14 protein-coding genes are annotated in these 11419 nt (G+C 71.3%); 5 read left to right on the forward strand and 9 right to left on the reverse strand.

Features of this window, described 5'->3' with window-relative positions; all coding sequences use genetic code 11:
* Positions 1-10: 10 nt before the first annotated feature.
* The 3 genes from ABD830_RS16425 to ABD830_RS16435 form a co-directional block, all read right to left on the reverse strand.
* Positions 11-979, reverse strand: a complete 969-nt coding sequence (locus tag ABD830_RS16425) for an ArsR/SmtB family transcription factor (protein WP_344987924.1) — start codon at positions 977-979, stop codon at positions 11-13.
* Between the two features lie 97 nt (positions 980-1076).
* Complete coding sequence (locus ABD830_RS16430; RefSeq protein WP_344987926.1) at positions 1077-2012, reverse strand: alpha/beta hydrolase; 936 nt, start codon at positions 2010-2012, stop codon at positions 1077-1079.
* Positions 2009-2392 (reverse strand): hypothetical protein, encoded by a 384-nt coding sequence (locus ABD830_RS16435; protein WP_344987928.1) that lies wholly within the window; start codon positions 2390-2392, stop codon positions 2009-2011. Before ABD830_RS16435 ends, ABD830_RS16430 begins: the two co-directional genes overlap by 4 nt.
* 99 nt (positions 2393-2491) lie before the next feature.
* Here ABD830_RS16435 and ABD830_RS16440 point away from each other — a divergent pair, with 99 nt between their 5' ends.
* Together ABD830_RS16440 and ABD830_RS16445 are read left to right on the forward strand one after the other, a co-directional pair.
* On the forward strand, positions 2492-3631 hold the full coding sequence (locus ABD830_RS16440) for a sensor histidine kinase (RefSeq protein ID WP_344987930.1): 1140 nt from the start codon (positions 2492-2494) through the stop codon (positions 3629-3631).
* The gene (locus ABD830_RS16445; RefSeq protein WP_344987932.1) at positions 3595-4239 is read left to right on the forward strand and encodes a response regulator transcription factor; all 645 of its coding nucleotides are present in this window, start codon (positions 3595-3597) and stop codon (positions 4237-4239) included. Before ABD830_RS16440 ends, ABD830_RS16445 begins: the two co-directional genes overlap by 37 nt.
* A 28-nt stretch (positions 4240-4267) precedes the next feature.
* On the opposite strand, the gene ABD830_RS16450 is transcribed toward ABD830_RS16445, so the two are convergent.
* Positions 4268-5089, reverse strand: coding sequence for an NAD(P)H-binding protein (locus ABD830_RS16450; RefSeq protein WP_344987934.1), 822 nt, complete (start codon positions 5087-5089; stop codon positions 4268-4270).
* Positions 5090-5193: 104 nt separating this feature from the next.
* On the opposite strand from ABD830_RS16450, the gene ABD830_RS16455 reads away from it, so the two are divergent.
* Positions 5194-6036, forward strand: a complete 843-nt coding sequence (locus tag ABD830_RS16455; protein ID WP_344987936.1) for a helix-turn-helix transcriptional regulator — start codon at positions 5194-5196, stop codon at positions 6034-6036.
* Here the strand turns inward: ABD830_RS16455 and ABD830_RS16460 are convergent.
* From ABD830_RS16460 to ABD830_RS16475, 4 genes are all read right to left on the reverse strand, one after another.
* Positions 6026-6751, reverse strand: coding sequence for a hypothetical protein (locus ABD830_RS16460; RefSeq protein ID WP_344987938.1), 726 nt, complete (start codon positions 6749-6751; stop codon positions 6026-6028). The two genes, ABD830_RS16455 and ABD830_RS16460, sit on opposite strands and share 11 nt — an antisense overlap.
* 94 nt (positions 6752-6845) lie before the next feature.
* The gene (locus ABD830_RS16465) at positions 6846-7085 is read right to left on the reverse strand and encodes a DUF6289 family protein (protein WP_344987940.1); all 240 of its coding nucleotides are present in this window, start codon (positions 7083-7085) and stop codon (positions 6846-6848) included.
* 36 nt (positions 7086-7121) lie between these two features.
* Positions 7122-7358, reverse strand: a complete 237-nt coding sequence (locus ABD830_RS16470) for a DUF6289 family protein (RefSeq protein WP_344987942.1) — start codon at positions 7356-7358, stop codon at positions 7122-7124.
* 738 nt (positions 7359-8096) lie between these two features.
* The gene (locus ABD830_RS16475; RefSeq protein ID WP_344987944.1) at positions 8097-8699 is read right to left on the reverse strand and encodes a CGNR zinc finger domain-containing protein; all 603 of its coding nucleotides are present in this window, start codon (positions 8697-8699) and stop codon (positions 8097-8099) included.
* Between the two features lie 72 nt (positions 8700-8771).
* Here ABD830_RS16475 and ABD830_RS16480 point away from each other — a divergent pair, with 72 nt between their 5' ends.
* Together ABD830_RS16480 and ABD830_RS16485 are read left to right on the forward strand one after the other, a co-directional pair.
* Positions 8772-9161 carry a RidA family protein gene (locus ABD830_RS16480; protein WP_344987946.1) on the forward strand — a complete coding sequence of 130 codons (390 nt, stop codon included), beginning with the start codon at positions 8772-8774 and terminating at the stop codon, positions 9159-9161.
* 399 nt (positions 9162-9560) lie between these two features.
* A complete protein-coding gene (locus ABD830_RS16485; RefSeq protein WP_344987948.1) occupies positions 9561-9992 on the forward strand; it encodes a zinc-binding metallopeptidase family protein in 432 nt (143 codons plus the stop codon).
* 68 nt (positions 9993-10060) lie between these two features.
* Here ABD830_RS16485 and ABD830_RS16490 read toward each other — a convergent pair whose 3' ends face one another.
* Positions 10061-11110 (reverse strand): hypothetical protein, encoded by a 1050-nt coding sequence (locus ABD830_RS16490; RefSeq protein WP_344987950.1) that lies wholly within the window; start codon positions 11108-11110, stop codon positions 10061-10063.
* Positions 11111-11419 lie beyond the last annotated feature (309 nt).

Genomic DNA, 11419 nt, shown 5'->3' on the forward strand with positions numbered 1-11419 from the left:
GTGCGCCGAATCAGCCGTCCAGCAGGGCCTGGGCGCGCGGCGTCCGGACGTACAGCATGGACCGGCCGACGCGGTGCTTGGTGACCAGGCCCGCCGCCAGCAGCAGGGTGAGCTGCTCGGAGACGTTGGCGGGAGACAAGCCGGTGCGGCGGGACAGGTCCGTGGTGGAGGCCGGCGTGTCCAGCTCCGCCAGCAGCAGGGCGCGGGAGCGGCCGATGACGGCGGCCAGCGCGTCGGGGGCGGGGGCCGTGCCGCGTTCCCACAGGGTGGCGATGGCGCGCACCGGATAGGTGATGATCGGCTGGCCGGGCGAGTCGGTGCGGTAGAACAGGCCGGGCCAGACGAAGATGGACGCGGCCAGCAGCAGCCCCTCGCCGGCCAGCACCCGGGACATCTCCTCGGGGCGCTGTTCCAGGTGCAGGTTGCGGCCTTCCCAGCGGATGGCCGGGTGCATGTCCGCGAACACCCCGGCGGGGCCGTGTTCGGCGTACTGCCTGGTGCGATGGAGCAGGTCGCCTTCCAGGAGGGTGCGCATGCGCGGCCAGTGCGGGGCGATGGCGAGCTGCCAGTAGGTCTCGATGGCGTGCACCAGCCGTTCGAGACCCGCGGCCGGATCCTGGTGCAGCTGCGCGGCGCAGCCGGTCAGCGGGCCGAGCTCGCTCGCCATGCGGTCGAGGTCGGCGCGGATGACTTCGTGGGGGGCGGCGCGTAACACCGCCAGTTCGCCCGTCAGGTCCGGGGTCGGGCCGGTGGGGACGGGACAGAGGAAGTCAGGGATGTAGCCCCGTCCGGTGACGAGATCGAGCAGCGGCGCGAGCTCGCTGCCGAGCTGTGGGCGTACCTGCTTGAACCAGGGCAGATGCAGGGCGCGCGTGCCGGGCGTGCGCAGCGCGTGGATGCTGGTGGCGACCTCCCGCAGCGGGGAGAAGGCGAACCTGAGGAAGGACAGGTCGTAGGCGGAGAACGCCAGTGTGAGCATGCCCGGGGACTCCTTGGATTCGGCTGCGGCCGAATGTATCGCAGAGGCCCCGGGCCGGACCACACACGACGTCCTGCTGGGGGGGCGGGACGTACGACTACTGGGCCGGCTCGGACTCCAGCAGGTCCGCGACGGTCGCCGGGCGGTCCAGGAAACCCAGGTGTGATGACGGGAGCGAGGCGGTGCGGAATCGGTTGCGCGGGGTCAGCGCGTCCGCCTCCCGGATCATCCGGTCCTGCAGCGGCAGCGGGACGGCGCAGTCCGCGGTGAGACGGACGAAGGTGCGCGGGACGCCGCCCCATCGCGCCGGGTCCGGGCGGGCGTCGGTGAAGGACAGGATTGCGGCCTCGTCGGGCTCGCATTCGGCGAGGATCGCGCGCAGGCGTTCGTCGGTGCCGTCGGCGAGGAACGCGGCCTTGGCCGTGGCCAGGAACGCCGGGTCGGCCGAACGCCAGTTGGTGCGCAGGGCGCCGGTCTGAGCCGGGTCGCCCACCTTGGGCAGGGTCAGGACGAGGCTCGGAGCACCCTCCGGGGTCCTGTACATGTCGTAGACCGTCGGCTGTGCCGTACAGCAGAAGGCCGAGATGTAGACCAGGCGGGCAAGCAGGTGCGGCACCGCATCGGCCACTTTGGTGACGGTGATCCCGCCGAGGCTCTGCCCGACCAGGACCACCGGCCCGTGCGGGGCCAGGCGCCGTACGGCGGCGGTGACGTGCTTGACGTTGGCCGCGAGCGTCACCTGCGCCAGCGGTGAAGGGGCCGCGGCGAACGCGGCGAGGTCCTGCGGCGCCTGGTACGACGCCGGGAAGAAGGCATCGGGGCCGTGCCCGGGCAGGTTCACGGCACAGACGCGGTGACCGCGCTGGGCGAGTTCCGCCGCGACGGCGCTCCACACGCCGGCGTTGCCGTTGCTGCCGTGTACGAGCACGAACGTCCTGGTCCTGGCGCCCCGGGCAAGGGGGCCGCCGAGCAGCCCCAGCCCGCCCACGCTCGCCGCTCCGCGCAGCAGGGCGCGGCGGCCGACGGCGCTCATCGCGCGCCCTCGACCGCGCGGCGGACCTGCCGGCTCAGCAGGGTCACGGCCAGAGCGACGAGGACCAGGCCCTGTACGGCCTGCTCGATGCGGACCCACAGGGGGAAGGGGCTGTCAGGCAGCAGCGCCAGGGCCGCGATGCCGAGGGATCCGACGATCGAGATCCACAGCAGGCGGCGGTACGCGCCACGGCTGCCCCGGCCGAGCTGGGCCGCCCAGCGGAGGCTGAACAGCGCCAGGATCAGGACACCGGTGGCCCGGATCCACACGACCGCGTTCACCGCGGCCGGGTCGGTGATACTGAGCACCGCGGTCGCGGCGATCAGCCCCGCGCTGAGGACCGTGAAAAGCTGCAGGAGTCGCAGCGGCGTTGTCGTCATGACATCGACGGTAGGGACGAGGGCGGAAGTCGGGCATCGGGCTGGACCCATGACCGGGTGGGGCCGGCCCCACCCTTGATGCGATGAAAGGGGGACGGGGTGCGGCGTGGCGGTGTGTGCCTTGCCCTGCTGGCACTCAAGGTGCCCGCGGTGGCGTTGCTGGCGGTGCCGCCGCTGGCGTTGACGCACCTGTACGGCGCGCTTTCGTTTCCCGCACTGGTCCTGCTGGTCCTCGGCGGCCGCCGCCTGGCCACCGTCAGCCGGGCGCTGCACCGGCGCTGGACGGACACGACGATCCCGTCGCCGTACCCGCCCCGGCCGCGGATCGAGCGCGCCGAGCAGGGCTGGTACTGGACCGGGTACGACTACCACCGGGGCCGGCCGCTCGCCACCGTGTCGCTCTGGTTCAACTGGGTCGCGCGCGACCCGGCAACCTGGCGAGATCTGCTGTGGCTGGCGCTCGACCCGGTCGCCGGCACGATCCTGCTGCTGCCGGGCGTGCTCGGCTTCGCCGCGCCGCTGCGCCTGCACGCGCGGTGGACCCACGCGCTGCTCGCCCCGACCGGCCACGCGCGGCTCACCGACCGGGTGCGGCAGCTGACCGACACCCGCGCCGAGGCCCTCGACGCGCAGGCGGCCGAACTCGAACGCATCGAGCGTGACCTGCACGACGGCGCCCAGGCCCGCCTCGTGGCCATCCAGCTGACCCTGAGCATGGCCCAGCGGACGCTGCGCGAGGACCCCGACAGCGCCGACGAGCTGCTGTGCGAGGCGCGGGCCACGGCGGCGGCCGCCGTGGCGCAGCTACGTGACCTCGTGCACGGCATCCGCCCGCCGGTGCTGTCCGAGCGCGGCCTCAGCGACGCGCTGCGCCTGCTCGCCCTCGAGCACCCGCTCGCCGTGAGCGTGACCGCCGACCTGCCCGGACGGCTGGTCCCGCCGCTGGAGTCCGCGGTGTACTTCGCCGCCGCCGAGCTCCTGGCCAACGTGGCCAAGCACGCCCAGGCGGGCAGCGCCGCGGTCCACGTCGTCCGCCGTGGAGGTCTGCTCCGGCTCGCCGTCACCGACGACGGCGTCGGCGGCGCCGATCCGGCTGCCGGGACCGGCCTGGTGGGCGTGGAGCGCAGGCTGCGGCCGTTCGACGGTACGCTCATCGTCGACAGCCCGCCCGGAGGCCCGACCACCGTGACCTTGGAGGTGCCGTGCGCGTTGTCCTCGCCGAGGACCTCTACCTGCTGAGGAACGGCATCGAGCGGATGCTGCACGCGTACGGCATGCAGGTCGTCGCCGCCGTCGACAACGGCCCCGACCTGCTCGACGCGCTGCTGACGCACCGGCCCGACGTGGCGGTCATCGATGTGCGCCTGCCCCCGACGCACACCGACGAGGGCCTGCGCGCCGCGATCACCGCCCGCCGCGAGGTGCCCGGGCTGCCGGTGCTCATCCTCTCGCAGTACGTCCAGCAGCTCTACGCCCGTGAGCTGCTCGCCGACGGCGGCGGGAGCGTCGGATACCTGCTCAAGGACCGCGTCTCCGACACCGACGAGTTCGTCGACGCCCTGCGCCGCGTGGCCGCCGGCGGCACCGCCGTCGACCCGGACGTGATCGCCCGGCTGCTCGCCCCCGACCGGGCCCCCTCAGGACTGACGCGACGCGAGCTGGACGTGCTGTCGCTGATGGCGCAGGGACTGTCGAACGCGGTCATCGGCAAGCGGCTCTTCCTCAGCGAGGGCTCGGTCAGCAAGTACACGACGCAGATCTTCGCGAAGCTCGGCCTCGAGCCGTCCCCGGACACCCACCGCCGGGTCCTGGCCGTCCTGGCCTACCTCGACACCAAGCCCACCTGACGCCACTCCCACGGCTTGTTCGACGAGCTCAGCCGGTGAAGTCGGCGGCGTGGTCCCGCACCCACCGGCCGTAGGCGCGGGCGGGCTCACCGGTCACCTTCTCGATCGTGTCGGTGGTCGGCGCCGGACGTCCGACCGCGTCACGCGAGTGGCGGATCACGGAGTCGGCGACCTCCGGCGACGTCCAGCGGCTCAGCTCCGCGCGGTGTTCGGCCAGGTCCTGCACGACGAAGCCGACCGGGCGGCCGATCGCCTCCCCGATCAGCTCCGCCTGCCGTCTGCGCGTGACCGACTCCGGCCCGGTCAGCTCGTACACCGCTCCCTTGTGCCCGGGCTCGATCAAGGCCCGCGCCGCGACCGCCGCGATGTCGGCCTCGTGCACCGGAGCGGAGTGCGCGTCGGGGAACGGGTCGCGTACCACCCCTTCGGCGCGTACCGTCGCCGCCCATGGCAACGTGTTCGTGGCGAATCCCCCGGGCCGCACGAACGTCCAGGCCACGCCCGAGCCGGCCACCGCACTCTCGGCGTCGCGGTGAAGGCGGGCGATGGCGTCCTCCGCGTCGGCGCTGGCGAGCAGGGCCGACAGGAGCACGATGTGCTCCACCCCGGCGGCCACGGCCCGCTCGACGAAGCCGTCCACGCCGCGCGGCTCGGCGTACATGAAGAGCTTGGTGACGCCGGCCAGGGCCGGAGCGGCCGAGTCCGGGTCGGCGAGATCGCAGAGCACCGCGGGGAGGGCGGAGGCGGCGGGGTTCCGGCTGGCGGCGCGCACCTCCTGCCCCGCGGCGAGAAGCTGGTGTACGAGGCTGCGCGCGACGTGACCGCGCGCTCCAGTGATCAGGATCGTCATGCGACCAGACTGGCCGGGCCGCAACGGCGACGGGTAGGCACGGGCGGGCCTGGGACTCGCGGTACCAGTCCGCTGGGCGAAGATGGAGCCATGGAGTGGAGGCCATGAGCAAGCGCACCGAACTAGCAGATTTCCTGCGCAGCCGGCGGGCGCGGCTCCAACCGGAACAGGTGGGGCTGGCGCCCGGCCACCGCCGCCAGACGGCCGGGCTGCGGCGCGAGGAGGTCGCGCTGCTGGCCGGCATCTCGGTCGACTACTACATCCGGCTGGAGCAGGGACGCGGGCCGCAGCCGTCCGAGCAGGTCCTGTCCGCGCTCGGGCGCACCCTGCGGCTGACCGGCGACGAGCACGACTACCTGCTGCGCATCGGCGGCCGGCCTCCCGCGCCGCGCCTCGGAGTCCCGGCCGGGCCTCCCCCGAACGTCCTGCGCCTCCTGGAACGGCTCGGCGCCGTCCCAGCCATGGTGATCAACGTCTGCTGGGACGTGCTGGCCTGGAACCGCATGCTGGCTGCCCTCATCGGCGACCCCTCCGACGTGCCCGCCCGCGAGCGCAACACGCTCCGCTGGCTGTTCGGCTCGCCGACGCTGCCGCCCGACCATGCCGAGTTCGCCCGCCAGGCCGTCGCCGACCTGCGGGCCAGCGCCCGCCACCCGGACGATCCGGACGTACGGCGCCTGGTGAGCGAGCTGTCGGCGGCCAACCCGCTGTTCGCCGAGTTGTGGGCCGAGCTTGAGATCGAGGTGCCGCGAACGGTGACGAAGCGGGCGGTTCACCCCGTGGTGGGAGAGATCGAGCTCGACTGCGAGATCCTGCCCCTGCCGGGCGGCGAGCACCGCCTCGTCCTCTACACCGCCGCCCCGGACACCCCCTCCCACCACGCCCTCCAGGCGCTCTCCTCGATGGCCGCACCCTGCCGGGGACAAGGTGATCCGCTTACAACATGATCAGCGCGATGACGCCCCGGCCACGGTCGCCCGCCTCGGTCAACCAGCGCGTCTGCCACGTCATCGCGGTTTCGAACCTCTCGAACGCGTCGAACTCCTCGGCGGTCTTCTCCATGGCGTCGCGAAGGGCGGCCCAGGAGATGTCCGCCCCATGCCGGACGGCCCGGAGTACGGTGGCCGGGCGAAGCCCGTAGACGACCGGGGCGGCCAACGGCACGGAGGCGTCCACGCTGAGATCGTCGTGACGCGTGGGCGCTCCAAGCGACTCCGGGTACAGCAGGGCCACCAGCGCGTCGGCGGGCTGCCGGATCGCATCGGGCAGGCTCTCGCGGAATTGCCGGTAATACCACCCGGCCTCGACGAGCGGCATTCCCGGCCCGGGCATCCGACGGCGGTCCACACCCGGAATGCCGCCGAGCTTGAGATCGACCGGCTTGCCGGACTTTCGCGGCTCGGCCCGGACCTCGCCCCGTTCGTCGCACCGCAGCACGTGCGCGCCTCGGGGCCGTACCCAGAGCGCGCCTTGCTCGTCCCAGGAGAAGGCGCAGGCGGTGCCGGCGAAGGCGGCGTCGACCAGCTTCCGTACCCGCCACGGCCGCAGGCGCAGATCGCCGCCGTCAGGGTCTCGCCAGCCGAACCCCATGCTCCCGGCGGAGGCACACGCGGCGACGACCGGCTCCCAGTCCACGATCAGTCCGACCGCATCCGCTCCCACGCTCGAGCTTGTACGGATCAGCAGCTATGAGCGGCGGCGGCCATCAGAAGCATCCGGCAGGGCCGCCGGTGCGGGCCCTGCCGGATGCCTTCCATCAGTCCCTGCAGGGGCTCGAGGACCAGCTGATGTAGCCGGAGAGCCTGCCCCAGGTCGAGACCTCGCCATCGCAGAATTCCGTCTTGACCCCCACCAAGTTGGTGCGCGCGGCGTCGGAGAAGTACTGAGTGTTGCACTCGTAGCCGGCCGGGCAGCGAGGGGCGGCCTGCGCGGCGGACGGTACGGTGGCGAGCGTGGCGGCGGCCAGGACCGTGACGGCCAGTACGCGACGGATCATGAATTGTCCTTCCTGATCGCGGGAAACGGCGGGGAATCAGCTACAGGGGGTTTCGGACCAGTCCTTGTATATGGTGCGCACGCCCCATGCGTAAGAGGAGCCGTCGCAACCCTCGACGCTGCCGCCGACCACCTGGCTGCCGATGCCGTCGGAGTAGTACGTGGTGACGCATCGGGAGCCGAGCGCGCAGGCCCTGGCCTGCGCGGGACCGGCGGGGAGGGTGACGAGGGCCGTCGCGGCCAGCGCCGCGGCGATGAGTGTACGACGGATCATGAAGAGTCCTTCCCGAACGTGGAACAGGGGGTGCCCCGACCCTCGTGACACGGCAGGCAGGCCTGCGCGGTCGGCCGGGGAGCGGACAGACGAATGCGGGTGGCTGGAGGAGCAGGCAAGGCCCATGGAGAAAGCCTTGCCGGAGGCAGACGGATGCTCGGTCAGAACAGAGAAGGTCTGGCAGGGACCGCGCATGCCCGGGTTACGGGTGATCCTGCGACTTCATGCGCGGCCCAGCCGATGATCGAAATGATGCGTCCTATGGGACGAAAACGCAAGGGGGGCTCATATTCCACCACGCCCCGTAGAACAACGATCACGTTTATCGCATAAGCCGGGCGACTCATCGCGCGTCCCTGGTTTCCGGAACGCTGAATAGTGATTTTCGGACCCGCTGGGCGGGTGATCGCCTGGTCAGCGTCAAGCCTCGCAGGGCGACGGCCCGATCAAGCAGTGCCATCTGGGTCTTTCCGGAGGCTACCGTGGCATGGCACGCGCGCCGACGACGCCCTCCGAAGTAGCCACTTTCTCAATGCCTCGTCGTCAACTCGCTGATTGACACTGTCATTGGCTGATTAGCTGAAGTTCGTCTTCCTTTTGCGGTAATCATGTTGCAAGACCGACATCTTCGCAGAGAGCACAAATGCGGCAGGCCGACCATGCTTTTTATGGCGTATTGACCACTCGTCTTGACGGGGCCTATATCCCAACCACTGCTGAGCAACTTGGCCGTGCCCGTCACGAGTCCGTGGACTGCCGGGCGCGGTGGGCCCGGAGCTTGTGGCGGTTGCCGCAGCGCTCCATCGCGCACCAGCGCCGGGCGCCGGGTCGGGACGTGTCGACGAACACCAGCGGGCAGTTGTCGCTCGCGCACTCGCGGATGCGCTCGGAGAGCGGCCCGGAGAGCAGTTCGATCATCTCGCGCGCCAGCGTCGACAGCGCTTGCGTGGCCCGTACCGGCGGCGCCCACCCCGCGGTCGTGCCGTCGGCGGCCAGCTCGGGGATCAGCGGCGCCTCGGCCGCGGCCCGGTTGATGGTCGCGACGGCCTCGGCGGGGAGGGGGCCATGCGCCGCCCGGGCGTGCGCCGCGTCCCAGATCGCCTGGCGCAGGGTCTTGGCCTCGGCCAGCTCGCGGGTCGTCACGGGGACCGTCATGACCGCGGCCAGCGGCGGCTGGGCCAGCCATTCGCTGAGGTCGGCAGGCTCGTGGAGGGTCTCGAATACCGCGTATTGGCCCTCGCCGCCCGTGTGGGCGAAGTCCAGGCAGACGGCGCCGGCGTCGAACCGGAACGACCCGCCCTTGGGGTCGTGCAGCACCCGTCCGGTTGCATTTGCTCGCATGAAACCACTATAAGTGGTGTCGCGAGCGAAACCGCTTTAACTGGTTTCGCCATCAGAGGAGGAGGGCGACACATGGGCGTACGGCACATCAATCCCGAGGGACTCCATCGCAGCCCGGCTTTCAGCCAGGCCGTCGTGGTCGAACAGCCGACGAAGACGATCTACATCGGCGGGCAGAACGGCGTCGGCGCCGACGGAAAGGTCGTCGGTCCCACGGTCGGGGAGCAGGCCGGGCAGGTGTTCCGCAACCTCGCGACCATCTTGGAGAGCGAGGGGGCGAGCTTGGCGAACATCGTGCACTGGCGCATCGCCGTGGTGGACGGCCACTCGTTCGACGAGGGTGTGGCCGCCTTCCGGCAGGTGTGGAACCCGGCCGACCCGCCGCCGGCCATCACGGTCCATGTCGTGGCCGGCTTGGGCCCCGGGTTCCTCGTCGAGATCGACGCCGTCGCCGTCGTGTGACGCCTCGAGGGCCGGACATCCACCGATCATCGGGTTGGCACCGACCGGCAGCGACGACGGCGGGTCGGCCTGAGCTCCTGCAAGCCTTCACCGGAGCCCACCTGGTGGTGGTCGCCGGCCTCATTCACCGGCTCCACGGCCACGTCCAACCCTGGTTGACGCGGTCCTCCTCGCCGGACACGCGATCTACCGCGCCCTGCGGAAGAGCGGGCGGATCGCCGATCGGGCCGTGGGATCCGCGTGCGCCGCGCCCTTTGCGGTGGGGCGTGGTTCGCAGGCTGGGCCGCCGTGGCCGTCGTCCTGGTCATGGTGATCGCCATGGCCACCTCTGGTCTCACGAAGGCGCGCACGGCGGCATCGGCGAGCTAGCCGCCCGACAGCGCCTTGACCAGGTCGTCGATGACAAGGCCCGCCGCCAAGGGGGGCGCCGCGGAGGACCTCGTCGGGCTGCGCGCCCGCGTCGAGGCCTGCCTCCAGGGCGCGGCCCTGGCCACCGGCTGCCAGGCACACCTGACCCGGCCGGAGCCCGACTACCTCGACTTCCGCGACGACGGCGGCCTCGCCCGCCTCTACGCGGCCAACGCCAGAGCGCTGGGGCGGCCGGAGCCCGTGGAACGGGAGCCGTTCGCGATGACGGACATGGCAAACGTGTCGCACGTCGTGCGGGCCATCCATCCCATGCTCGACATCGGCTCGGGGGACGCCGTGCCGCACGATCCCGCGTTCGCGGCCGCCGCCGTGTCCGCTACCGCCGACAGGTCTCTCCTCGACGCTGCCGTCGTCCTTGCTCTGACAGTCGTGGACCTCCGGCCCGGCGCCTTTACGTTGTAGATTTATAGACCCCTTCGAGACGTGGCAGGGCATGCACCAGACGCCGGACCTCGCCGGAACAGCGTTCCCTATCTTCTTCCTGGAAATGAGGCACATACGTCGGCGTAGGTCGCCTGCTCCACGAGAGATGCAGCAGCCACAGCACGCAACATGGGCGGGCGTAGCGCCTTGGCCCTCCGTTCAGGAATCCCGCCGGCGAGCGCCGCGTCCACCAGCGCGAGTCTCAACCACTCCGGGTCCGTAGGGCGACCATCGTCGCGCGCGATCAGCAGCTCCCCGGGCGACCTGGGCGAACTCCGCGCCCGGAGCCAGGGAATGACCCACTCGGGTACCGGGAAGGTCACGACATCCCGCTGACTGTTGCGCACGGTGATCAGCACGAGCGACTTGCCGGAGCCATCGCCTACGGCATGCAGGTCGTGACCGGTCAAGCTCGCCAGCGCGTCCGCGCTGGCCCCTGTTGCTTCGAGCAGGGCCACGGCCACAGCCTCCGCCAGGCGACCGTCGGCTGCCAAGCAGGAGGCACCACGGCGTAGCTGCCGCCGTTCGTCACGGGTCATCGCGCGCGGACAGGTGGTGTCCGACGGCGTGGCCGCTTGCGGGAGAACACCGGCTGACCAGGCGAAGCGGTAGAAGGAGGACAACACGCGGCCTCTCGCGGTGACCGTGGCGCTTGCGAGAGGCTTTCCTGGAATGCGTACACCGACGGTGAGCGCCCCGGACCGGGCCTGCCGGCAATAGGTGTCAACGTGCTCTCCGGTGACGGCGAGCAGGTTGAGGCCCGGCTCGACCGTATGCAACCAGCGGAGAAATGCGGCCAGGATCTGCACGCGGGCGCCTCTCCCGGCCACGCTGGGTCGTTCCTGCAGCCAGTCGGCCACGGTTCGCCACGCGAGAGGGTCCAAGGCGTCGATGAGGTCCACGTCTGCCTGGGACACCTGTCCACCGTCGCCGCGTCGATGACGCAGCCGCAACCCGGCGATCCCGCCGATGCCGGGGGGTCTTGTCAGGCGCGGCGAGGCTCCGGGCACGCTCTGACCCGTACCTTCGCTGCTTGCCGGCGCATAGGCCCCGGTGTCCGCGAGCGAATTGCGGTCCTCGGTCGGCGCGGCTGACATGCTCACCACGTGCGCAACGAGAGAAGGGCGATGGTGAAGAGCTCCCGGCCTCGCTTGGCTCGATCTTCCGCGCGCCGGCAAGTGGAGCACCGCACGGGGCTACCGTCCGTTGTGCGGACATCGCCGCGGCCGGCCCCTGCGGGCCGTACGCCATCGCACGCGCGGGCAGAGCTCGCCGGAACTGCTCGGCTTGATGCCCGCGGAGGAGCCGTGGTGATCATGGCTGTGGCCGTCGCCTTTTCTCGGCGGCCGCAGCCGCTCATCAGACCAGTCATCATGTGGATCTTCTCATGAATGGAGAGGATCGCA

The organism is Nonomuraea helvata, from assembly GCF_039535785.1.
GTDB lineage: Bacteria > Actinomycetota > Actinomycetes > Streptosporangiales > Streptosporangiaceae > Nonomuraea > Nonomuraea helvata.

Bases quoted from the DNA above. Each gene is read 5' to 3' on its own strand.
- ABD830_RS16455 (WP_344987936.1), top strand. From the start codon at position 5,194: ATGAGCAAGCGCACCGAACTAGCAGATTTCCTGCGCAGCCGGCGGGCG.
- ABD830_RS16465 (WP_344987940.1), bottom strand. From the start codon at position 7,085: ATGATCCGTCGCGTACTGGCCGTCACGGTCCTGGCCGCCGCCACGCTC.
- ABD830_RS16485 (WP_344987948.1), top strand. From the start codon at position 9,561: ATGACAAGGCCCGCCGCCAAGGGGGGCGCCGCGGAGGACCTCGTCGGG.
- ABD830_RS16470 (WP_344987942.1), bottom strand. From the start codon at position 7,358: ATGATCCGTCGTACACTCATCGCCGCGGCGCTGGCCGCGACGGCCCTC.
- ABD830_RS16435 (WP_344987928.1), bottom strand. From the start codon at position 2,392: ATGACGACAACGCCGCTGCGACTCCTGCAGCTTTTCACGGTCCTCAGC.
- ABD830_RS16490 (WP_344987950.1), bottom strand. From the start codon at position 11,110: ATGTCAGCCGCGCCGACCGAGGACCGCAATTCGCTCGCGGACACCGGG.
- ABD830_RS16425 (WP_344987924.1), bottom strand. From the start codon at position 979: ATGCTCACACTGGCGTTCTCCGCCTACGACCTGTCCTTCCTCAGGTTC.
- ABD830_RS16430 (WP_344987926.1), bottom strand. From the start codon at position 2,012: ATGAGCGCCGTCGGCCGCCGCGCCCTGCTGCGCGGAGCGGCGAGCGTG.
- ABD830_RS16475 (WP_344987944.1), bottom strand. From the start codon at position 8,699: ATGCGAGCAAATGCAACCGGACGGGTGCTGCACGACCCCAAGGGCGGG.
- ABD830_RS16450 (WP_344987934.1), bottom strand. From the start codon at position 5,089: ATGACGATCCTGATCACTGGAGCGCGCGGTCACGTCGCGCGCAGCCTC.
- ABD830_RS16480 (WP_344987946.1), top strand. From the start codon at position 8,772: ATGGGCGTACGGCACATCAATCCCGAGGGACTCCATCGCAGCCCGGCT.